Here is a 21,452-nt window from a genome sequence, read left to right on the forward strand (position 1 = left end):
CTCCTCATCTTCCTCACGACGCATCTCGCCGTGAGACGGATTTGGCACCTTCCCTAGCCGGGAGCCCCGCCACGTCTGTGTGACAAGAGCCGGCTGGAGGGTTGCCGGGGCTTCATCGGGCCGTATCCCTCTGCCCCTCTGGATGAGCGGTATGTGGTTGTTTTTCCGTTGTGCGCGCGGCGACCCCGGCATGCGGTGGTCCCACGCGTTGTTCAAGACTGTAACCGAAGGCCAGGACGGTTGAGATAGTCGTCCGTACCGCGAGATGGATCACAAAGGAGCTTCGGGACGTGCTGGAAGAAGTCGAGCGCTGGCTGAGCGCACGCTCCTGGTCCGCCGCGGACCGGCCGATCCAGCAGATCCTGTCCGCCAAGCACGCCACCGGGCAGTCGGTCAGCGTGGTGCTCCCCGCCCTCGACGAGGAGGCGACGGTCGGCGACATCGTCACGGTGATCCGGCGGGAGCTGATGCTCCGGACCCCGCTCGTCGACGAGATCGTGGTCGTGGACTCCGGTTCGAGCGACCGTACGTCGGAGGTGGCCGCGGCGGCGGGCGCGCGAGTGGTGCACCGGGACGCGATCCTCCCGCGAATCCCGGCCGTGCCCGGCAAGGGCGAGGTGCTGTGGCGATCGCTGCTGGTCACCGGCGGCGACATCGTCTGCTTCGTCGACGCGGACCTGCGCGAGTTCTCCGCCGACTTCGTCTCCGGGATCGTGGGGCCGCTGCTCACCGACCCGGACGTGCACCTCGTCAAGGCCGTGTACGACCGTCCGCTGGACGGGGCGGCCGGGCAGGGCGGCCGGGTCACGGAGCTGATGGCCCGGCCGCTGCTCAACATGCACTGGCCGCGACTGGCCGGCTTCGTCCAGCCACTGAGCGGCGAGTACGCGGCCCGCCGCTCCCTGCTCGAACGGCTCCCCTTCCCGGTCGGTTACGGCGTGGAGCTGGGCATGCTGGTCGACGCCCTGCACCTGGTGGGTCTGGACGCGCTCGCCCAGGTCGACGTCGGGGTGCGCGTCCACCGCCACCAGGACGGGCGGGCGCTGGGCCGGATGGCCGCGGCGATCTACCGCACCGCCCAGCTCCGGCTGGCCCGCGGCCACCTGATCCGGCCGGCGCTCACCCAGTTCGAGCGGGGCGTCGACGGCTTCGAGCCGCGCACCTTCGCCGTGGACACCGAGGAACGGCCCCCGATGGCGGAGATCGCGGAGTACGCGGCCCGGAGGGTGGCCTGAGCGTCAGCCGGGGACGCCGTCCGACCAGCGCCAGGTGCCGCCGGAGTCCCGCTCACAGGTCAGGTACTCGCCGCCGCGGCCGTGGGTGCTCAGGCCGTGGTGCCTGCCGGCGCAGAACTGGCCGTCGGCGTAGCAGTTGCCCGCGGGGCTCGTCAGCTCGCAGGCGCCGGTGCCGCCGCCCGTGCCGCCACCGTTGCCGCCACCGGTCGAGCCCGTGCCGCCGTCCCGCGTCTTCGACGGCTTCGGGGCCGGCTCGGGGGTGTGCAGCAGGCGTCCGGCGCAGTCGCGGCCGTCGCGGGGGACGGTGAAGGTCACGGTGCCGGGTCCGCCGCTCTGCTCGCAGACCTTCTCGCCGGAGCCCCAGGACGAGGCCCGCCGACCGGTGCCCTGCAGCCGCACGGTGAAGTCGACCTTCGCCTTCTTGGCGGTGAGGACGGCGGACCCCATGCTGCGGCCGGTGAGGTCCGGCAGCGTGACGGCGGCGGGGGTCGGCGTGGGGGTCGGTGTCTCGGTGCTGGGGGCGGCCTCGGGGGTGGGACTGCCGCTCGGCGTGGCGGTGTCGGTGGCGGTGGCCGTCGCGGGTCGCGCGGCCGCCGCCGGGCCGGCGTCTCCGTCGCCGCAGCCGGCCAGTGCCAGCGCGGCGGCCGCGATCAGCGCGGCCGTGCCGGCGAGTCTGCTCGTGCGCGGGTACCGCCTACGTATGGGCATGGTGCGCCCACCCCCCAGAAAGTTGAAATGTACACCGCGCATCCTCGGCCCGTTCACACTTCCCGCACAAGACGTGTGACCGAATCGCCGCCGAGGTGACGCGCGAGCACGTTTGAGGTTTTCGGGGCCGGGCTAGGTTGAGGCGTATGGCTTCAAGCTTCGGTGCTGCTCAGGTGGTGGTCGCCTCCAATCGGGGGCCGGTCTCGTACGAGGTGCGGGAGGACGGTTCGCTCAACGCCAGACGGGGTGGTGGCGGACTGGTCTCGGGACTGTCGGCCATCGGGCCGGACGCGGGGGCGCTGTGGGTGTGCTCCGCGTTGGGCGAGGGCGACCGCGAGGCGGTGCGGCGCGGGGTCGGCGAGGACGGCGTACGGATGCTGGACGTGCCGGCCGACGTGCACGCGGACGCGTACAACGGGATCGCCAACTCGGTGCTGTGGTTCGTGCACCACATGCTCTACCAGACGCCGCTGGAGCCGGTCTTCGACGCGGAGTTCCGGCGGCAGTGGGCCTCCTACGAGGCGTACAACCGGGCCTTCGCCGAGGCGCTGGCCGAGGAGGCGGCCGAGGGCGCGGTCGCGGTCGTGCAGGACTACCACCTGACGCTGGTGCCGGGCATGCTGCGCGAGCTGCGGCCCGACCTCAGGATCGGACACTTCTCGCACACCCCGTGGGCCCCGGTCGACTACTTCCGGCTGCTGCCGGACGACATCGCCGAGCAGGTGCTGCGCGGCATGCTGGGTGCCGACCGGCTCGGGTTCCTCACGCGGCGGTGGGCCGACGCGTTCACCGCGTGCTGCGACGCCGTGGTGGGCGGGGTCGGCGGCACGCGGATCGGCGTGCACGGGCTCGGCGCCGACGGGGACTTCCTGCGGAAGCGGTCGCACGAGGCCGACGTGGAGGAGCGGATGGCGGCCCTGCGGGAGGAGATCGGCACGGCTCCCGACGGCGGTGCGCGCCGGACGATCGTGCGGGTGGACCGGACCGAGCTGTCGAAGAACATCGTGCGGGGTCTGCTGGCGTACCGGGAGCTGCTGACCGAGCGGCCCGAGTGGCGCGAGCGGGTCGTGCACGTCGCGTTCGCGTACCCCTCGCGGCAGGATCTCGCCGTGTACCGGGACTACACGGCCGAGGTGCAGCGGGTGGCCGACGCGGTCAACGAGGAGTTCGGTACGCCGGGGTGGACGCCGGTCGTCCTGCATGTGAAGGACGACTTCGCGCGGTCGCTGGCGGCGTACCGGCTGGCGGACGTGGCGCTCGTCAACCCCGTCCGGGACGGGATGAACCTCGTCGCCAAGGAGGTGCCGCTCCTCTCCGACGGGGGGTGCGCGCTGGTGCTGTCGCGGGAGGCGGGGGCGTACGAGGAACTGGGCGAGGACGCGTTCGTCGTCAATCCGTACGACGTGACGGGGACGGCTCGGGCCCTGCACGAGGCGCTCGGCCTGCCGGCGGGCGAGCGGATCGAGCGGTCGAAGCGGCTCGCCGCCGCCGCCACCGCGTTGCCGCCGGCGCGCTGGTTCCTGGAGCAGCTCGAGGCGTTGCGGGGCTGACAGCGGGCTGCTGCCCCCGGACCGGCGGGCAGTGGCCGGTCTCCCCGCCGACCGAGCTGCTCCCGGCGACGGGCGGGGCGGCTTCCCTTGACGTCGGCTCAGCCCAGGTGGCCGGCGAGGGCACTCAGCAGCGCCACCACTCCGGCGGGGCCGTCCACCTCGACGTCGGCGCGCTTCCTCAGCTCCGTCACCTCGTCGCTGCCGCTGCACACCAGGAGACCGGGCGTGCCCTCCGTGCGCAGGGTGTCGACGGCCGCGAAGGCGGGGAGGTCGCCGAGGTCGTCGCCCGCGAAGAGGACGGACTCTCCGCCGAGGGAGTGGACGTGGGAGCGCAGCGCCGCGCCCTTGTCCATGCCTGGTGGGCGCAGTTCCAGGACCATGCGGCCCGGTTCGACGATCAGGCCGTGCCGGGAGGCCAGGCCGGCGAGGGGGGCGCGCAGGGCGTCGAAGGCGGCCTGGGGGTCGGGGGCGCGGCGGGTGTGGACGGCGACCGCGTGGCCCTTGTCCTCCAGCCAGGTGCCCCGCGCCGCCCCGGACCGCTCCAGCAGCCCGGGCAGTTCGGCGCGGACGGCGGTGACGCCGGGGTGCGGTGCGGGGGTGGCGAGCGTGCCGGTGGCGGCGTCCCAGCGCTCGGCGCCGTAGTGGCCGAGGACGACGAGGTGGTCGAGGCCGGGGACGTCCGCGAATCCTCCGTGGCGGACGGCGACCTCGGCGGGGCGGCCGGTGATGACCGCGATCGAGGCGACCTTCGGGCCGAGCGCCGCGAGGGCGGGCACCGCGCCGGGGTGGGCCCGGGCCTGGTCGGGGTCGGGCACGATCGGGGCGAGCGTGCCGTCGAAGTCGAGCGCGATCACCGCGCGGCCGGGGCGCGCGAGGAGGGCGTCGAGCCCTTCGCGTCCGGCCGCCGTCGCGGGCGTCGGCAGGGGGCGTGGGGAGTCGTCGCGGATGGATTCCTGGTGGCTGCCCATACCGCGAACCTATCCCGCCGGGGCCGGACCCACGCCTCGCCCGCGGACCGCATCACGGCGGAAGACGGCCCGCGCGGGCACCGGGGCGGACCGCCGCCCGGTGGCGGCCTAGCCGCATCCGGGCCACCGGGCCGTCCCGCCGCGGTGATCCGGCCCGGCACGGTGATCCGCCCAGGTACGGTGATCCGCCCAGGCCGGTAACCCGCCGTGGCATGGTGATCCGCCCTGGCCGACGGCCTGCCCAGCGCGGTGATCCGCCCAGGCACGGCGACCCACGGCGACCCGCCCTGGACGGCGGCCCACCCGCGCACGGCGACCCACCCTCACGGTGACGACCACCCAGGCACGGCGACCCACGGCGGCCCGCCCGGCACAGCGACCTGCCCTGGACGGCGGCCCACCCGCGCACGGCGACCCACCCTCACGGTGACGACCCCGCCCTGGACGGGCGGCCTCAGCGCTCCGCGCGGCGGGACTCCCGTAGCCGGCGCAGCCGGTTGACCGTCACCGGGTCGGACGCCAGGGCGCGGGGGTCGTCCAGGAGGGCGTTGAGGAGCTGGTAGTAGCGGACGGGGGCCAGCCCCAGCTCCTCACGGATGGCGCGCTCCTTGGCGCCGGGGCCGGAAAAGCCCCGGCGTTCCAGCGCGAGGATGCCGCGCTCCCGCTCGGCCAGCTCTCCCGGGTCCATGTACGGCACCGTAACGCCCGCCACCGACAACAACCGCGCTCCCCCGTGCCTCCCGCGCCCGCTACTCCACGCTGCCCGCCCGCATCGCCGTCGCCTGGATCCGGCCGAGGACGTCCTCGGGGCTGCCGCCGGGGGCGACCGCCTGGCCGATGTTCTTCTTGACGTCCGCGCTGACCGAGGCCCAGGAGGTCTTGCCGACCGGGTACAGCTCGGAGAGCAGCAGCTCCTTCAGGAACGGCTGGAGGTTCTCGTCCTCCTGCGCGGTGCTCATGACCTGGGACGCGGAGGTGGTCACCGGCAGCAGGTCGTACTCGCGGGAGAAGCCGAGGACGTTCTCGTCGCTGTAGACGAAGTCGAGGAAGTCACCGATCTCCTCCTGGTGGCCGTTCTTCCTGAAGGCCGTCATCCAGTCGCAGACACCGAGGGTGTTCCTGCTCTCGCCGTCGGCTCCCGGCGTGGTGACCATGCCGTACTTGACGCCCTTGTCGGATGCCGCCTTCATCAGCGAGGGGTGGCCGTTGAGCATGCCGACGTCGCCGTTGGCGAAGGCGGCGAAGGCGTCGGCGCGGTCGAGCTCGCCGGGGGCGACCGGACCGGTGAGGCCCTTGCCGACGAGTTCGTCCTTGAGCCAGGTGAAGGTGGTGACGTTCTGCGGCGAGTCGATGGAGTACGTGCCGACGTCGTCGGTGTAGCCGCCCCCGCCGCTGAGCATCCACTGCATCGTCTCGGCCTGCGCCTCCTCGGCGCCCAGCGGCAGGGCGTACGGGTACTTCACGCCCTTCTCCTCAAGCGCCTCGGCGGCCTCGGCGAGGTCGTCCCAGGACTTGGGCGGCGTGACACCGGCCTGGCCGAAGAGGGTCTTGTTGTAGAAGAGCACGCGCGTGGAGGCCGCGAAGGGCAGGCCGTACTGGACCCCCTTGACCTGACCGGCGCGGGCCAGCTGCGGGACGAAGTCGGCCTGGACCGGGATGGAGAGCACGTCGTCGGCCCGGTAGAGCAGGTCCTTGTCCGCGTAGTCGGAGTAGGCGCCGATCTGCGCCAGGTCGGGCGCCTTGCCCGCCTCGACCATCTCGCGGACCTCGCGGTCGACGTCGTTCCAGGAGTAGACGGTGACATCCACGTGCACGTCGGGGTGCTTCGCCTCGTAGGACTTGGCCAGCTCGTCCCAGTACCTCTGGGAGCTGTTGTCCTTGCTGTCGCCGTAGTCGGCGGCGACGAGTCTCAGCGTCACCTCGTCGGAGTCACCGGAAAGCCCACAGCCGCCGAGGACCGCCGTCATGCCCAGCGCGGACACCACCGCGATCGTTCCTGTCGTACGCCCCTGCACCCTTGAATCCCCAACCCTGTGCTGTCCGCTTAACGGATTAAGGTCTACACCACGGCAGTGGACTAGACCTCTCCCGGGTGTACGGGCCACACTGTCCCCGTGAGACATGTCATCGCCCTCGATGTGGGCGGCACCGGGATGAAGGCCGCCCTGGCGGGGCCTGGGGGCGAGCTGCTGCACCGGGCACGCCGGGCCACCGGCCGCGAGCGGGGGCCCGAGGCGGTCGTCGCGGGCATCCTCGACTTCGCCGCCGAACTGCGGGCCTACGGCGCCGACCGGTTCGGCGAGCCGGCCCGCGCCGCCGGTGTCGCCGTTCCCGGCATCATCGACGAGGAGCGGGGCGTCGCCGTGTACGCGGCCAACCTCGGCTGGCGCGACGTACCGCTGCGGGCGTTGCTCGGCGACCGGCTCGGTTCCGTTCCGGTCGCCCTGGGCCACGACGTGCGCACCGGCGGGCTCGCCGAGGGCCGGATCGGCGCCGGCAAGGGCGCCGACCGGTTCCTGTTCGTGCCGCTGGGCACCGGGATCGCGGGCGCCATCGGCATCGACGGCCGGGTGGAGTCGGGCGCGCACGGCTTCGCGGGCGAGATCGGCCACGTCGTCGTACGCCCCGGCGGCATTCCCTGTCCGTGCGGGCAGCGGGGCTGTCTGGAGCGGTTCGCGTCCGCGTCGGCGGTCAGCCAGGCGTGGGCCCAGGCCTGCGGCGACCCGGGTGCGGACGCCGCCGACTGCGCCAAGGCCGTCGAGTCGGGGGACGCCCGCGCGCTCGCCGTGTGGCGGGACGCGGTGGACGCGCTCGCCGACGGGCTGGTCACCGCGCTCACTCTGCTGGACCCGCGCGTCCTGATCATCGGTGGCGGCCTCGCCGAGGCGGGGGAAACCTTGTTCACACCGCTGCGCGACGCCGTCCGGCGACGCGTCACCTTCCAGAAGCTGCCGGACATCCTCCCCGCCGCGCTGGGGGACACCGCCGGCTGCCTGGGTGCCGGGCTGATGGCCTGGGACCTGCTCGGGACCGGTGCGCACGGCACCGGCCCGCACGGCACCGGCCTGCACGGCACAGATCCGCACGGCACCACTCCCACGACCGTGACTTCCCCGGAGGTAACCGCCTGATGGCCCCCAGCAAGGTTCTCGCCGGTGCCCGGGTGGTACTGCCCACCGGGACCGTGGACGACGGCCGCGTGATCGTCGACGGCACGCGGATCGCGGACACGGCCTCCCCGCAGGCCGAGGTCGTCGACGTGTCGGGCCACTGGGTGGTCCCCGGCTTCGTCGACATCCACAATCACGGCGGCGGCGGAGCCTCCTTCGCCGGCGGCACCCCCGAGGACATCCTCAAGGGCGTCGGCACCCACCGCCGGCACGGCACCACCACGCTGGTCGCCTCCGCCGTCACCGGTGACCTGGACTTCCTCGCCCGGCACGCCGGGGTGCTCGCCGAACTGGCCCAGCAGGGCGACATCGCCGGCATCCACTTCGAGGGACCGTTCATCTCCCCGTGCCGCAAGGGCGCGCACGACGAGCAGCTACTGCGCGACCCCGACCCGGCCGAGGTCCGCAAGCTGATCGACGCCGCGCACGGCCACGCGAAGATGATGACGCTGGCCACCGAGCTGCCGGGCGGCCTGGATTCCGTACGGCTGCTCGCGGAGCACGGCGTGATCGCGGCGGTGGGGCACACCGACGCGACGTACGAGCAGACGCTCCAGGCCATCGACGCGGGCGCGACCGTCGCCACGCACCTGTTCAACGCGATGCCGCCGCTCGGTCACCGCTCCCCCGGCCCGATCGCGGCGCTGCTGGAGGACGAGCGGATCACCGTCGAGCTGATCAACGACGGCACGCACCTGCACCCGGCCGCGCTCCAGCTCGCCTTCCACCACGCGGGCGCCGCCCGGGTCGCCTTCATCACCGACGCGATGGACGCGGCCGGTTTCGGCGACGGCCGCTATCTGCTCGGCCCGATGGAGGTCGAGGTCGCGGACGGCGTGGCCCGGCTGGTGGAAGGCGGCTCGATCGCGGGCTCGACGCTCACCCTGGACCGCGCCTTCAAGCGGGCGGTGACGGTGGACGGGCTGCCCGTCGGGGACGTCGTCGCCGCCATCTCCGCCAACCCGGCGCGGCTGCTGGGCCTGGACGGCCGGATCGGCTCCCTCGAACCCGGCAGGGACGCCGACCTGGTCGTCCTGGACGACGCCTTCGACCTGGTGGGCGTGATGCGCCGGGGCGAATGGGTGGTCGATCCCCAACTGGGCTGATCCGTCCCGGGTCTCCGCTCCCCGGTCCGCCCGGGGCCGTCCCCCGGGCCCGCCCCCACCAGTCCCCGGGCCCGCTCTCGGGCCCGCCCCCGCCAGCCCCCGGGTCCACCCCTCACCAGCCCCCGGGCCCGCACCGGCCAGCTCCCGAGCGGGCACACCGGCCAGCTCCCGAGCGGGCACACGGGCCGGCCCCCGGGTCGGCCGGGTGGCCTGCCCGGGGGCTGGGCCGACCGCCGTCCGTTTGGCATGATCGTGTCCACGGAAGACTTCTCCGGGGGCACACGGCGGCCGCGTCCTCGGGGGAACACACGGCAGCCGCAGGCGATCGGGGGAGGTCGGCCCAGGTGATCCTCACCGTCACACTCAACACGGCTCTCGACATCACCTACCGCGTCCCGCGCCTCACACCGCACGCCTCACACCGGGTCGCCGGGGTGACGGAGCGGCCCGGCGGCAAGGGGCTGAACGTGGCCCGGGTGCTCGCCGCCCTCGGGCACGAGGTGACGGTCACCGGCTTCGCGGGCGGCGCCACCGGAGGCGTGGTGCGCGAGCGGCTGACCGGCGTGCGCGGGGTGACCGACGCGCTCGTCCCGGTCGCGGGGCCGACCCGGCGCACCCTCGCCGTCGTCGACGAGCGCACCGGCGACACCACCCAGCTCAACGAACCCGGCCCCACCGTGGCGTCCGCCGAGTGGGAAGCCTTCCGGGAGGCGTACGAGGACCTGCTGGCCGGTGCCGCCGCGGTGGCCCTGTGCGGCAGTCTGCCGCCGGGCGTGCCGGTGGGCGCCTACGCCGGGCTGGTGCGTGCCGCGCGCGCCGCGGGTGTGCCGGTGCTGCTCGACACCAGCGGGGAGCCGCTGCGGCGGGGCCTCGCCGCCCGCCCGGACCTGATCAAGCCGAACGCCGACGAACTGGCCGAGCTGACCGGCTCGCACGAGCCGCTGCGGGCCGCGCAGGCCGCCCGGCGCCGCGGTGCCCGTGCGGTGGTCGCCTCGCTGGGCGCCGACGGGATGCTGGCGGTCACCCCCGAGGGCCGCTGGCGGGCCGCCCCGCCCGCCCACGTCCACGGCAACCCGACCGGTGCGGGCGACTCCGCCGTCGCGGGCCTGCTCTCCGGCCTGGTCGAGCACCTGACCTGGCCGGACCGGCTGGCCCGCGCGGTCGCCCTGTCGGCGGCGACGGTACTGGCACCGGTGGCGGGCGAGTTCGACCGGGCGGCGTACGAGGAGCTGCTCGGGCGCGGCGTCGCGGTGACGGCGGAGGCGGGCGCGGCCTGAGGCGCCGGGGGCCCGCCGCGGGGCCGCCCTCTAGTCCTTGACCTGGCCCTTCTTCAGGGAGAACTGGTCCAGCAGGACGTTGCACTTGTCGCCGTCGGCGCAGGACAGCGTGATCGTGTTGGTGCCCTTGTTGAGAGTGGGCCAGGCGTAGGTCTTGGTCCAGCCCTTGGCGAAGTCGCCGTCCTTGGCCTGCGCGAAGTTGCCCAGGTTCAGCTTGCTGCCGAACGGCTTGCCGTTGACCGTCAGGGTCATCGACTGGTCCTCGCCGGCCGCGCTGTACCCGGCGAAGAGGGTGTAGAGGCCGTCCTCGGGGATGCCGTCCACGGTCCAGGTGACCGAGGCGCCCGGCTGGCTGAGGTCGGCGTAGACACCGCCGTCCGACTGGGCACCCTCGACGTCCGACGCGAGGGAGGCCGAGCCGCCCAGGCTCATCGCCTTCGCGTCGATGGAGGGCAGCTCGGCCTCCTCCTCGGCGCCGTCGCCTGCGGACGGGCTGGGCCCGGTGGACTCGGACTGGGTGGGGGTGGTGCCGCCGCCCGCCTCGTCGCCGCCCTTGTCGTCGTCGGAGCCGCTGCTCGTCATGGCCACGGCGATGCCGATGACCACCGCGGCGACGACCGCGACCGCGCCGATCAGCAGGCCCTTGGTGTTGGGACCGCGGCGTCCGCCGCCCCCACCGTGCCCGGACGGCTGCTGCGGGCCGCCGGGACCGCCGGGGAAGGTCTCCGGCGCGGCGTAGTGCGCGTTCGGCCGGCCGTAGGCCCCCTGCGGCTGACCGGGGGCACCCTGCTGGGGCGGGGCGGTCTGGCCGTAGGCGGCGGTCTGGGCGCCCTGGCCCTGCGGTGCCCCGTACTGCCGGGTACCGACGGGACGCACCCGGTTGACGGAGTTCGGGTAGCCGTAGCCACCGGACGGCGGCTGGGCCCCGTTGGCCTGCCCGTCGGCGTAGAGATAGCCGAAGGGGTCGTCGTCCTCGGGCGTGCTCGCGCCGTTGTTGCCGGGCGTCATCCCTAGGTCTCCTAACCAGATGCGGTGCGTGGTGCGGTGCGGATGTGAGATGGCGAGCCTACCCGCTTCCACTGACCCAAACGGGTGACTCGAACCGCATCAGCGCGCTGACCTGCTGATCATCCGGCTCGGCGATGCTGTTTGGGACGAGATCGTTTCTCCACGTACATCCGTTCGTCAGCCGACTTCAGCACTTCGTCCGCCGTCATGCCGCAGTGGGCCCAGCCGATGCCGAAGCTGGCACCCACGCGGACCGCCCGGCCCTCGGCCCGGATCGGCTGGATGATCTCGTTGCGCAGCCGTACGGCGAGGTCCTGGGCGTCGGCCCGGCCGAGCCCGTTGGCGAGGATCACGAACTCGTCGCCGCCGAGCCGGGCCACGGTGTCGCCGTCGCGGACGCCTTGGCTGAGCCGGCGGGCGACCTCGATGAGCACGGTGTCGCCCGCGTTGTGCCCGAACCGGTCGTTGATCGACTTGAAGCCGTCCAGGTCGCAGAAGAGGACCGCGAGCCCCTTGGCGCCGTCGTCGCGGCCGCCCTCGGGGGCGATGGCGTGCACATGGTGGTCGAAGCCGCCGTACGGCTCGACGGCGGCGCCGAAGTCGAAGGTGTGGCCGCCGGAGTCGAACACGGCGGGATGCCCGTAGGCGGCGTCCATGGCGTCGGCCACGGCCGCCTGCGACGACTGGGGCCGCTGGCACAGCCGGGCGGCGAGGCGGGAGCGCAGCTCGGCGGAGTTCGGCAGGCCGGTGAGGGAGTCGTGGGAGGCGCGGTGGGCGAGCTGCAGCTCGCGGCGCTTGCGCTCCTCTATGTCCTCGACGTGGGTGAGCAGGAAGCGCGGCCCGTCGGCGGCGTCGGCGACGACGCTGTTGCGCAGCGAGACCCAGACGTGGGTGCCGTCGCGGCGGCCCAGGCGCAGCTCGGCCCGGCCGCCCTCGGCGGAGGTGCGCAGCAGGGTGCCGATGTCCTCGGGGTGTACGAGGTCGGAGAAGGCGTAGCGGCGCATCGCGGAGGCGGGGCGGCCCAGCAGGCGGCACAGGGCGTCGTTGGTGCGCAGGATGCGGCCGTGCTGGTCGCCGCCCATCTCGGCGATGGCCATGCCGGAGGGGGCGTACTCGAAGGCCTGCCGGAAGCTCTCCTCGCTGGCCCTGAGCGCCTGCTGGTCGCGCTCCAGGCGGACCAGGGCGCGCTGCATGTTGGAGCGGAGCCGGGCGTTGCTGATCGCGATGGCGGCCTGGAACGCGTACATCTGCAAAGCCTCGCGGCCCCAGGCGCCCGGACGGCGGCCGTTGCGCGGCCGGTCCACGGACAGGACGCCGACCAGCTCGCCGTTGTTGCCCTCGCCCTGCGGGCCCGGCGCGTACATCGGGGCGAAGAGCCGGTCGGAGGGGTGCCACTCGTCCTCGAAGCGTGGCGCGGGCCCGTCGGTGTACCACTGCGGGACGTCGTCGTCGTCGAGGATCCAGCCCTCGGTGTGGGGTATGAAGATCAGGTCGCCCCACTGCTCGCCCATGTTCAGGCGCCGGTCCCAGGACTCGCGGGAGCCCGCCCGGCCGGTGATCAGCGCCTCGGCGGCCTGGTTGCCGGCGAAGGCGGCGACGACGAGATCGCCGTCGGGACGGACCAGGTTGACGCATGCCAGCTCGTAGCCGAGGGCCTGGACGACGCCGTCGGCGACGGCCTGCAGGGTGTCGGCCAGGCTGCGGGCCTTGTTCATGTCGGCCATGGCCTGGTGCAGCTGCCGCAGGGACGCAAGGCGGACGTAGGGCTCCGACTCGGTCTCCATGCTCGCCCTCCCCCCGAGACCTCGCAGCGAATCAAGGGTTCTCTTCGGCGCCCTTACTGATGGTGCCCTTGCAGGTTCCCCGCCACTGAATCACAGCGCGCTCCGCACTCGGTACACAGGGTCAACAATTACCGCCCCTTGTGACTCAAGTCACAGCGAAAGATGAACAATTGAGTGGAGTTTCTGCGCTTTTCCTGTGCGTTTACCGGACGCGATGTGCGTAGGTATGCGCACGTCTCCTCCCATGGTCCTAGGTCCGGCTCGGGACCGGGGTCCGATGCCCGGCCGACGCCCCGGGGATTAGCGTGGCGGGGTGCCGAATACTCCGTCTCTCACGTCCCAGGTGTCCCCCACGCCCCCGTTGCCCCCGTCCGCCGCCGGGCATGCTGAGGGGGTGAGCAACGAGGAGTTCCGTGCCGCCATGTCCCGGCTGGCCTCGGGCGTGGTCCTGGTGACCGCGCAGGAGCCGCCGCTGGACCCCGACGACCCGCTGGCACCGCGCGGCGAGGATGTCGGGATGACGGCCACCGCCTTCGTGTCGGTGTCCCTGGACCCCCCGCTGGTCCTGGTCAGCCTGCGCGAGGGCTCCCGCATGGACGACCTGCTGGACGAGCAGCCCCTGTGGGCGGTCTCCGTCCTCTCCGAGAGCCAGCGGCACATCGCGGGCCGCTTCGCGATGAAGGGCCGCGTCAGCGACCGCCTCCTGTTCGCGGACATCCCGTACGTACGGGGTGAGGCGACCGGGGCGCCCCTGGCGGGGGGCGCGCTGGCGACCCTGGAGTGCCGCACCGAGCGACGGGTGCCGGCCGGCGACCACACCCTGGTGATCGGCCGGGTGCTGACCGCCGCGCTGCCGAGCGCGGACGGAGGGCCGCTGACGTATTTCCGGGGGCGGTACCGGCACCTGGGCTGAGCGCGATTCGCTCGCCTGTTCCTGCACCGCCTGCCTAGGGTGCGCGCATGACGACCAGTACCGCGCTCCGGCTGGAGACGATCACTTCCGCGAACCTCGGCACCGCTCTCGGCATCCGGGTCCGCCCCGATCAGGAAGTCGCCGTCGAGCCGGTGGTGAAGTCCCTCGCCGAGGCCTACGTCCATCACGGCGTCGCCTGGCCCCGGCTGATCGTCGACGGCGACCGTGCCGTCGGCTTCCTCATGGCCTTCTTCGACATCGACTGGTACGGGGACGGCAGCGTCCTGCGCTCCGGGCTGTGGCGGCTGAACATCGCGGCCGGGGAACAGGGCCGCGGCTACGGCCGCTTCGCCGTGGAGTCGGTGGCCGAGGAGGTCGGGCGCCGCGGCGGCAGGGAGTGCTGGGTGACGTGGCACCCGGGCCCGGACGGCCCCGAGGGCTTCTACCTGGGCCTGGGCTTCCGGGCCGGCGGGACGACCGGCGAGGGCCAGACGGTGGGCGTGCTGAAGCCGGAGCGGTAGCCGGCCGGGGTCGGCGGGCGACTACGTCCTGTCGTCCAACTCGCGTCGTCACCCGGAGGGCGGCCCCCGCGGCGTCAGGTGCGTGCTCTCGGCGTGCCGGGTCCCGGGCCTCGTACGGGATGTACCCGGGTCAGGGCCCGGTACGGCGAGAGTGCGTGCATGACGTCGCCGGGCAGACGGGGGTTGACGACAGGACCTAGCTAGTCCCAGTCCTTGGGGGAGCGGCCGCGCTTGGTCTGCGCGCGCTGCTTCTTCTCCCGCAGCCGGCGTTCGTTGATGCCGCGCGGGATGCGGGTCGGCCTGCGGGGCCGGGGCGGGGGCGCGGTGGCCTCGGCGAGGAGGGCGGCGAGGCGCACGGCGGCGGTCTCGCGGTTGCGCCACTGGGAGCGGTGCTCGGAGGCGCGGACGGTGACGACCCCGTCGGACAGGCGCGCGGCCAGCCGCTCCAGGGCCCGCTGTTTCCACACCTCGGGCAGGGCCTCGGTCCGCGCCAGGTCGAAGCGCAGCTCCACCGCCGTGTCCGTGGTGTTGACGTGCTGTCCGCCCGGCCCCGAGGAACGCGTGAAACGCCAGACGAGCTCGGCCTCGGGCAGGGAGACGGAGCCGCGGATGACATGGGGACCGGACATGCCCTCCATGTTCCCGCCCCCGGGCGGCCCACGTCATCCGAATATCCCGGTCCCGGCCCCGGTCCCGGTCCCGGTAAAGAAAGTAAAGAGGGGCGGAACCTTGAGGACCCCTCTCGTCGTTCATGGTGGTAGCTGTAGCTTTCTTGCCGTACGTAAACGAGGGAAGGGACTCCCGAACAATGGCTGTAAGCCTGTCCAAGGGTGGCAACGTCTCGCTCACCAAGGAGGCTCCGGGCCTGACCGAAGTCACCGTGGGCCTCGGCTGGGACGTCCGTACCACCACCGGCACCGACTTCGACCTCGACGCCTCCGCGATCGCGGTCAACACGCAGGGCAAGGTCTACTCCGACGCCCACTTCGTGTTCTTCAACAACAAGCAGACGCCGGACAACACGATCGTCCACACCGGTGACAACCGCACCGGCGAGGGCGCCGGCGACGACGAGGCGATCAACGTCAACCTGGCCGGCCTTCCGGCCGACATCGAGAAGATCGTCTTCCCGGTCTCGATCTACGACGCCGAGAACCGCTCGCAGAACTTCGGCCAGGTGCGCAACGCGTACATCCGCATCCTCAACCAGGCCGGCGGCGCCGAGATCGCCCGCTACGACCTGTCGGAGGACGCGGCCACCGAGACCGCGATGGTCTTCGGCGAGCTCTACCGCAACGGCGCCGAGTGGAAGTTCCGCGCCGTCGGCCAGGGCTACGCCTCGGGCCTGGTGGGCATCGCCCAGGACTTCGGCGTGAGCGTCTGACGTTCACCAGCCCTTCCATTCCGTACGAAGGCCCCCGGTCGTCCGCCGGGGGCCTTCGGCGTCCCGCCGTCCGGCAGTTCGGGACTTCGGGACTTCGGGACTTCGGGACTTCGGGACTTCGGGCGTGAGGGTGTCATCCTCACCGGCGGGCGCCCGACACCCCCTTCCCAACGGGCGTTTCACGTGAAACCCCCCATAAGATCACGACGTGCGTACCCTCAGTCTCCGACTGCTCGTAGCCGCCGCCACCTTCACCGCCCTCGCGGCGTGCAGCGGCGGCGGCACGGTGGACGGCGCTCCCGGCGGCTCGGGTGTGCGCGACCCGTACTTTCCCAAGGCGGGCAACGGCGGCTACGACGTCGGTCATTACGACCTCACCCTGGACTACGACCCCGACGCCGAGCACCTCGCCGGCACCGCGGTGATCACCGCGCGTGCCATCCGGGACCTGTCCGCCTTCAACCTCGACCTCAAAGGCCTGGACGTCGAGAAGGTCCAGGTCGAGGGCCGGGACGCCCGCTTCAACCGCGCCGGACAGGAACTGACCGTGCGTCCGGCGGACGAACTGGACGACGGGGAGACGTTCCGCGTGACCGTGCGCTACTCCGGCGAGCCGGAGACGATCACCGACCCCGACGGCTCCGAGGAGGGCTGGCTGCCCACCGCCGACGGCGCGGTCGGGCTGGGCGAGCCGACGGGCTCGATGGCCTGGTTCCCCGGCAGCCACCACCCCTCCGACAAGGCCGCGTACGACGTCGCGGTGACCGTGCCGGAGGGCTTCGGCGTGGTGTCCAACGGCGAGTTGCGGGACGAGTGGACCCGTGGCGGCCGTACGACATCCACCTGGCACACCGCCGAGCCGATGTCGAGCCACGTCGTCACGGTCGCCGTCGGCGACTGGGAGACCGGCCGCTCCACCACGGACGACGGTCTGCCGGTGTACACGGCCGTCGACCCCGAGCAGGCCGACGCGAGCCGCAAGGTCCTGAAGCGGCTCCCCGAGATCATGGGCTGGGCGCAGGAGAAGTTCGGCCCGTACCCCTTCTCCTCCACCGGCGCGATCGTCGACCGCGCCGAGGACGCCGGCTACGCCCTGGAGACCCAGAACCGGCCCTATTTCCCCGGCGCCCCGGACGCCGTCCTGCTCGTCCACGAACTCGCGCACCAGTGGTACGGAAACTCCGTCAGCCCGAAGACCTGGCGGGACATGTGGCTGAACGAGGGCTTCGCCACCTACGCGGAGTGGCTCTGGCAGGAGGACCACGGCGGCGACACCGCCCGACAGACGTTCGAGGCGCTCTACGACGGGACGTACTACGACGACGAGGCCGCGAACGAGTCGGTCTGGGCGTTCCCGCCCGCGGACCCGCCCGACGCGGCGCACATCTCCGACGCCCCCGTCTACCAGCGGGGCGCGATGGTCCTGCACAGGATCCGCGAGACGGTCGGCGACAAGGCGTTCCGGGAACTGCTGCGGGGCTGGTCCGCCGCCCACCGCCATGGCAACGCCGACACCGGGGACTTCACGGCGTACGTCGAGAAGTCGGCGCCGGACGAGGACTTCACGGAGATCTGGGAGGACTGGCTGCGCGGGGACGGCAGGCCCGAGTCCCGGTGAGGTGGCGGCGGCGCCGCGCGACGCGCGGGCCGCGCTGCCGGGCGACGCGGTGCACCAGGTGACCGGGTGGGCGGACACCGCCCCGCCGGGCGCCGCTGTCCGCGTTCCCGTCACCGCTCCCGCGGCGGCCTCACCCCTCGAAGGCGTCGAGCAGCAGGGCCAGGTCCGGCGGCCAGAGCGGCTCGGGCGCCTCGGCGAGTTCGGCCGGGCTCCACCAGCGCCAGGTGAGGATTCCGTCCTCGGCGTGGGCGGCGGCGAGGTGGGGTCCGGTGGGTTCGCGGCGGGGGCCGTGGGCCACGTAGATGTGCTCGTGCTGGCGGACGGGGCCGACGCTCAGGTGGGTGAAGTCGTGTTCCCAGGTGCAGAGCAGGGGGCCCGGTTCCAGGTCGGTCCAGCCCGTTTCCTCGCGCAGCTCACGCAGGGCCCCCTCGCGGGGGCTCTCGTCCGCCTCCAGGCCGCCACCGGGCATGGCCCAGTGCACGCCGACCTCGATGTTGTCGTAGCGGAGGAGGAAGACCGCGCCCTCGGGGTCGAGCACGGCGACGCGGGCGGCGCGGCGCGGGGTGCGCGGCTTCCCGCTGTCCAGTTCCCTGCGCAGCACCGTGCAGGGGCGGCCGGCCCCGAGGTCCCGGCGGTGGTCGACGGCCGTGTAGCCGAGGGCGGTCCAGAAGGCGAGCGCGCCGGTGTTGTCGTCGAGGACGGCGAGCCGTACGGCGGTGCGGCCCGCGGCCCGGAAGCGGTCCTCGACGAGTGAGGCGAGCCGTCTGCCGTGCCCCTGCCGCCGCGGGCCCGCGTCCACCATCAGCAGCCCGATCCAGGGGTCCGGGTCGGACGGGTCGGGATGCCGGGCGAGCGTCACCGCGACCCCGATCAGCCGGCCCGCGTCCCTGGCGAGCAGCACCTCGGCGCCCGGCCGCGCCAGCTCGTCGGCGAGCGCGGCCGCCACCTGCTCCGGACGGATGTCCCGCGGGTCGGGGAAGTCTCCGCTGAGCGCGTGGAAGGCGTGGTGGGAGGCGTAGAGGGCGGTGAGTTCGGTCAGGAGCGGGCCGGGGAGGTCGTGGTCGGGGGCGAGCCGCAGGGGAGTGAGGATCACGGGGGCAACCTATCCGGCCGTCCGGCTCCGACGCCCGAGCCGACCCGAGCCGGACGGGTCCGGGCCGACCAAGTCCGAGCCGGACGGGTCCGAGCCGGACAGGTCCGAGCCGGACAGGTCCGAGCCGGACGGGTCCGAGTCAAGCAGGTCCAGGTCGGACAGGCCCGGCCCGGACAGGTCCAGGTCGGACAGGTCGAGGACGAAGCGGTGGCGGACGTCGCCCCGGCCCAGGCGGTCGAGGGCCTCGTTGACGCGGGCGGAGGGCAGGAGCTCGATGTCGGCGGTGATGCCGTGTTGGGCGCAGAAGGCCAGCATCTCGGGTACGGCCCGGTGACCCGTTCGACGTGCTGGCCGTCGTCATCGCCATGTCCATGGCCTGGTCACCGGTCAGCAACGTCTACGCGGCGACCGCCGACGAGCCCCAAGAGGCGCACGAGCGTCGCCGCGACCTGCTGCGGGACGCGGTCCGCCGCGCCACGTCGCCGGACTGACCCGCCCCGCCGGGACCGACCGGGGTCGCGGCGCAGGGCCGGTTCCGGGTCCGTGACACCATCACCTGCGTGCTCGACATCGGCTACGCCCTCTCCACCCGCTTCCCGGACCCGCCGCAGACGGACTACCGCCGCGCGGACGTCCACGCCCTGCGGCACGACCTGTTCTGCGGGGACGTGTATCTCGCCGACACCAAGGCGGACCGGGAGCTGTCCACAGCCTGGGGATGGGTACCGGTGCTCGACTTCGCCTGGGCGCTGTGCGACATCGTGGAGCACGTGGACCGGGATGCGGCGGGTTCCCGGGCCGCCCGGCCGCAGCGGGCGGAGCTGGACTTCACCGAGTCCACCGACCGCCTGCTCTTCGAGCGCCGCTTCGGCTGGGTCGACATCGAGGCGGAGTGGCTGCCGGCGGACGAGCCCCCGCTGTCCTTCTCGCACGCCGAACTGCGCCGGGAGGCCCGGGACTTCCTGCACGACCTGCTCGCCGACCTCACCGACATGCACGAGGACCTGGCGGACAACCCGGCGATCTGGTCCCTCCAGGCCCGCTTCCCCCGCGTGTCCTGAGCGGCCCCTGGCCCGCCCTACTCCGCCACCACCCGCACCCCCAGCTCCGCCGCCAGCACCGGTGCCAGGTCGAGGAGCTGGGCCGGGCTGACGACCGCGCCCGACAGCCGGTCCACGCCGCGGGCCAGCTCCAGCGGGGCGGCCCCGCGCAGGTCGACGTCGGTGAGGGTGGCCGCGCTGAGGTCCGCCTCCTTCAGGGCGCAGTCCACGAACTCGACCCGCTCCAGGCGGGCGCCCCCGAAGTCCGGCTCGACCAGGACGCAGCCCTCGAAGACGACGTCCTTCAGGCGGGCCCGGCGGAGATTGAGGTAGTCGATCTTGCCGCCCCGGATCAGGACCCGCTCCAGTACGGCGCCGTGCAACTGGGTGCCACCGAGGCGGGCGTCCAGCAGCTCGACGTCGCGCAGGGTCGCCTCCGCGAGATCGGTGCCCACACCCCGGACACCGGTGAGGACCGAGTCGAGCAGCCGGGCCCGGGGCAGGGACGCCTCGTCCAGCGCGCACCCCCGCAGCGCGCAGTCCATGAAGCGGGCGCCCGCGCCGTCCTGGCCGGCGAGGTCCGTCTCCCGGAACTCCAGGGCGTCGTAGTCCCCGTCCGGCTCGAGTCCCCCGTCCTCGTACGGCTGGAGAGCCGGCAGCCGCAGCTCCGGGCGCCTGGCCCCCCGCACCGTCGTCGTACTCCGCCCGCCCGCTGTTCTCCTCGCCATGCCCCCATGCTGCACCCGGCCACTGACAACCCCGCCGACCTGCGCGAACGGCGCCCTCCCCGGATTCTCCCGTGCCGCATGTCACGCGCGGCGCTCTCTCGTCCGTCGTACGGGCGAACACGCGCCGCGCAAGGCGGCCCCGACCCGAGGGAGAACCCGAGCCATGCATCGCATCACCGTCATCGGCGGCGGCCTCGCCGGACTGACCGTGGCCGTCACCGCCGCCGAGGCGGGCGCCGAGGTCACCGTGCACGAGGCCCACCACACGCTCGGCGGGCGGGCCCGGACGGCCGACGGCCCCTACCGGACCAACGACGGCCCGCACGCCCTCTACAACGGCGGCGCGCACTGGACGTGGCTGCGGCAGCGGAACCTGATCGGCCCGCTCGCGCCGATCCCGCCGCTGGAGGCGGCCCGGCTGCGGCTGCGCCACAGAGGCGCGCTGCGCCGCACTCCGCCCCTCGCCCTGCTGAAGCTGCTGAAGCTGCTGAAGCTGCTGCGCCGGGGTGTCGGACCGGCGCCCGTCGACACCGACTTCCTGACCTGGGCGACCGGGATCGCGGGTGAGGAGGGCGCCCGGGCCGCCGCCCACTACTGCGCCGTCGCCCTGTTCCACCACGATCCGGGGTCGCTGTCCGCCGCCTTCGTACAGGAACGGCTGCGCCGGGCCGCCAGGCTGCCGCCCGAGGCGCACCACCCGCGCGGCGGCTGGGCCGGGGTCGTGGACCGGATGGCCGCGCTGGCCTGGAACCTCGGGGTCCGGATGGAGACGCTCTCCCGCGTCGACACGCTGCCCACCGGCACCCCCGTCGTCGTCGCCACCTCCCTCGACGCGGCCCGCCGTCTGCTGGGCGACTCCTCGCTGACCTGGCCGAGTGGCCGCACCACCCTGGTCGACCTCGCCGTACGGACCCGGCGCGGTGACGCCTTCGCGGTCTCCGACCTGGACGCCCCGGGGTGGATCGAGCGGTTCACGGCGCAGGACCGCACGCTCGCACCGGCGGGCGAGCAGCTGATCCAGGGGCAGATCCCGATCGCGCCCCACGAGTCCAAGGCCCACGGCACCGCACGGGCCGAACAGCTGCTCGACCTCGGCTTCCCCGGCTGGCGCGAGCGGCTGACCTGGCGGCGCGAGGCGGTCGCGCACGGCCGTACCGGCGCCGTCGACCTGCCCGGCACCACCTGGCGCGACCGGCCCGCCGTCGACCGCGGCGACGGCGTCTACCTCGCCGGTGACCAGGTCGCCGCGCCCGGTCTGCTGTCCGAGGTCTCCTTCAACAGCGCCCTGACGGCGGTCTCCCTTGCCCTCGGCCACCGGGGGCTCGACCTCAAGCGCGCCTGAGGTCGTT

20 protein-coding genes, 2 pseudogenes and 1 riboswitch are annotated in these 21,452 nt (G+C 73.5%); of the genes and pseudogenes, 12 read left to right on the forward strand and 10 right to left on the reverse strand.

All coding sequences use genetic code 11. From position 1 onward, the window contains the following. Position 1: 1 nt before the first annotated feature. Positions 2-149: riboswitch (SAM riboswitch) on the reverse strand. A 141-nt stretch (positions 150-290) separates the two neighbouring features. Beyond that, entirely contained in the window at positions 291-1,235 is a 945-nt protein-coding gene (locus ACGFYH_RS10550; protein WP_393802740.1) for a glucosyl-3-phosphoglycerate synthase, read from the forward strand. Positions 1,236-1,238: 3 nt separating this feature from the next. Here ACGFYH_RS10550 and ACGFYH_RS10555 read toward each other — a convergent pair whose 3' ends face one another. Further along, positions 1,239-1,943 (reverse strand): hypothetical protein, encoded by a 705-nt coding sequence (locus ACGFYH_RS10555; protein ID WP_393802741.1) that lies wholly within the window; start codon positions 1,941-1,943, stop codon positions 1,239-1,241. A gap of 146 nt (positions 1,944-2,089) precedes the next feature. Here ACGFYH_RS10555 and ACGFYH_RS10560 point away from each other — a divergent pair, with 146 nt between their 5' ends. Next, positions 2,090-3,493: a trehalose-6-phosphate synthase gene (locus tag ACGFYH_RS10560; protein WP_393802742.1), complete on the forward strand. Its 1,404-nt coding sequence runs from the start codon at positions 2,090-2,092 to the stop codon at positions 3,491-3,493. Positions 3,494-3,591: 98 nt separating this feature from the next. Here ACGFYH_RS10560 and otsB read toward each other — a convergent pair whose 3' ends face one another. The 3 genes from otsB to ACGFYH_RS10575 form a co-directional block, all read right to left on the reverse strand. Further along, positions 3,592-4,461, reverse strand: a complete 870-nt coding sequence (gene otsB / locus ACGFYH_RS10565) for a trehalose-phosphatase (RefSeq protein WP_393802743.1) — start codon at positions 4,459-4,461, stop codon at positions 3,592-3,594. A 454-nt stretch (positions 4,462-4,915) separates the two neighbouring features. After that, positions 4,916-5,149, reverse strand: a complete 234-nt coding sequence (locus ACGFYH_RS10570; protein ID WP_393802744.1) for a DUF3263 domain-containing protein — start codon at positions 5,147-5,149, stop codon at positions 4,916-4,918. A 61-nt stretch (positions 5,150-5,210) separates the two neighbouring features. Continuing rightward, on the reverse strand, positions 5,211-6,428 hold the full coding sequence (locus ACGFYH_RS10575) for an extracellular solute-binding protein (protein ID WP_393802872.1): 1,218 nt from the start codon (positions 6,426-6,428) through the stop codon (positions 5,211-5,213). 147 nt (positions 6,429-6,575) lie between these two features. Here ACGFYH_RS10575 and ACGFYH_RS10580 point away from each other — a divergent pair, with 147 nt between their 5' ends. The 3 genes from ACGFYH_RS10580 to ACGFYH_RS10590 all read left to right on the forward strand — a co-directional run bounded on the left by ACGFYH_RS10580 (position 6,576) and on the right by ACGFYH_RS10590 (position 10,014). Next, a complete protein-coding gene (locus ACGFYH_RS10580; protein WP_393802745.1) occupies positions 6,576-7,592 on the forward strand; it encodes an ROK family protein in 1,017 nt (338 codons plus the stop codon). Then, positions 7,592-8,737 carry an N-acetylglucosamine-6-phosphate deacetylase gene (gene nagA, locus ACGFYH_RS10585; protein ID WP_393802746.1) on the forward strand — a complete coding sequence of 382 codons (1,146 nt, stop codon included), beginning with the start codon at positions 7,592-7,594 and terminating at the stop codon, positions 8,735-8,737. The genes ACGFYH_RS10580 and nagA overlap by 1 nt, the downstream gene beginning before the upstream one ends. A gap of 344 nt (positions 8,738-9,081) precedes the next feature. After that, complete coding sequence (locus ACGFYH_RS10590; protein ID WP_393802747.1) at positions 9,082-10,014, forward strand: 1-phosphofructokinase family hexose kinase; 933 nt, start codon at positions 9,082-9,084, stop codon at positions 10,012-10,014. Between the two features lie 30 nt (positions 10,015-10,044). Here the strand turns inward: ACGFYH_RS10590 and ACGFYH_RS10595 are convergent, their stop codons facing one another. Further along, on the reverse strand, positions 10,045-11,022 hold the full coding sequence (locus ACGFYH_RS10595) for a carbohydrate-binding protein (RefSeq protein WP_393802748.1): 978 nt from the start codon (positions 11,020-11,022) through the stop codon (positions 10,045-10,047). Positions 11,023-11,141: 119 nt separating this feature from the next. After that, positions 11,142-12,806, reverse strand: a complete 1,665-nt coding sequence (gene cdgB, locus ACGFYH_RS10600) for a diguanylate cyclase CdgB (protein WP_393802749.1) — start codon at positions 12,804-12,806, stop codon at positions 11,142-11,144. Between the two features lie 313 nt (positions 12,807-13,119). Here cdgB and ACGFYH_RS10605 point away from each other — a divergent pair, with 313 nt between their 5' ends. Next, a complete protein-coding gene (locus ACGFYH_RS10605; RefSeq protein ID WP_393802750.1) occupies positions 13,120-13,719 on the forward strand; it encodes a flavin reductase family protein in 600 nt (199 codons plus the stop codon). A 47-nt stretch (positions 13,720-13,766) separates the two neighbouring features. Continuing rightward, on the forward strand, positions 13,767-14,240 hold the full coding sequence (locus ACGFYH_RS10610) for a GNAT family N-acetyltransferase (RefSeq protein WP_393802751.1): 474 nt from the start codon (positions 13,767-13,769) through the stop codon (positions 14,238-14,240). A 200-nt stretch (positions 14,241-14,440) separates the two neighbouring features. On the opposite strand, the gene arfB is transcribed toward ACGFYH_RS10610, so the two are convergent. After that, on the reverse strand, positions 14,441-14,878 hold the full coding sequence (gene arfB, locus ACGFYH_RS10615; protein WP_393802752.1) for an alternative ribosome rescue aminoacyl-tRNA hydrolase ArfB: 438 nt from the start codon (positions 14,876-14,878) through the stop codon (positions 14,441-14,443). A 170-nt stretch (positions 14,879-15,048) separates the two neighbouring features. On the opposite strand from arfB, the gene ACGFYH_RS10620 reads away from it, so the two are divergent. Continuing rightward, positions 15,049-15,624: a TerD family protein gene (locus ACGFYH_RS10620; protein WP_393802753.1), complete on the forward strand. Its 576-nt coding sequence runs from the start codon at positions 15,049-15,051 to the stop codon at positions 15,622-15,624. Positions 15,625-15,832: 208 nt separating this feature from the next. After that, on the forward strand, positions 15,833-17,242 hold the full coding sequence (locus ACGFYH_RS10625) for a M1 family metallopeptidase (RefSeq protein ID WP_393802754.1): 1,410 nt from the start codon (positions 15,833-15,835) through the stop codon (positions 17,240-17,242). Between the two features lie 130 nt (positions 17,243-17,372). Here the strand turns inward: ACGFYH_RS10625 and ACGFYH_RS10630 are convergent, their stop codons facing one another. Continuing rightward, positions 17,373-18,335, reverse strand: coding sequence for a GNAT family N-acetyltransferase (locus ACGFYH_RS10630; RefSeq protein WP_393802755.1), 963 nt, complete (start codon positions 18,333-18,335; stop codon positions 17,373-17,375). 9 nt (positions 18,336-18,344) lie between these two features. Continuing rightward, positions 18,345-18,650, reverse strand: a pseudogene (locus ACGFYH_RS10635) (pentapeptide repeat-containing protein); the annotation flags it as partial. Here ACGFYH_RS10635 and ACGFYH_RS10640 point away from each other — a divergent pair. Together ACGFYH_RS10640 and ACGFYH_RS10645 are read left to right on the forward strand one after the other, a co-directional pair. Next, a pseudogene (locus ACGFYH_RS10640) lies at positions 18,647-18,826 on the forward strand (TetR/AcrR family transcriptional regulator); the annotation flags it as partial. The pseudogenes ACGFYH_RS10635 and ACGFYH_RS10640 overlap by 4 nt on opposite strands. A 69-nt stretch (positions 18,827-18,895) precedes the next feature. Beyond that, on the forward strand, positions 18,896-19,396 hold the full coding sequence (locus tag ACGFYH_RS10645; RefSeq protein ID WP_393802756.1) for a hypothetical protein: 501 nt from the start codon (positions 18,896-18,898) through the stop codon (positions 19,394-19,396). A gap of 17 nt (positions 19,397-19,413) precedes the next feature. On the opposite strand, the gene ACGFYH_RS10650 is transcribed toward ACGFYH_RS10645, so the two are convergent. Next, on the reverse strand, positions 19,414-20,103 hold the full coding sequence (locus tag ACGFYH_RS10650) for a pentapeptide repeat-containing protein (RefSeq protein WP_393802757.1): 690 nt from the start codon (positions 20,101-20,103) through the stop codon (positions 19,414-19,416). A gap of 163 nt (positions 20,104-20,266) precedes the next feature. Here ACGFYH_RS10650 and ACGFYH_RS10655 point away from each other — a divergent pair, with 163 nt between their 5' ends. Then, on the forward strand, positions 20,267-21,445 hold the full coding sequence (locus ACGFYH_RS10655; protein ID WP_393802758.1) for an NAD(P)-binding protein: 1,179 nt from the start codon (positions 20,267-20,269) through the stop codon (positions 21,443-21,445). Positions 21,446-21,452: the final 7 nt, after the last annotated feature.

The sequence above is a fragment of the Streptomyces sp. NPDC048392 genome, assembly GCF_043200575.1.
Taxonomy (GTDB): Bacteria; Actinomycetota; Actinomycetes; order Streptomycetales; family Streptomycetaceae; genus Streptomyces.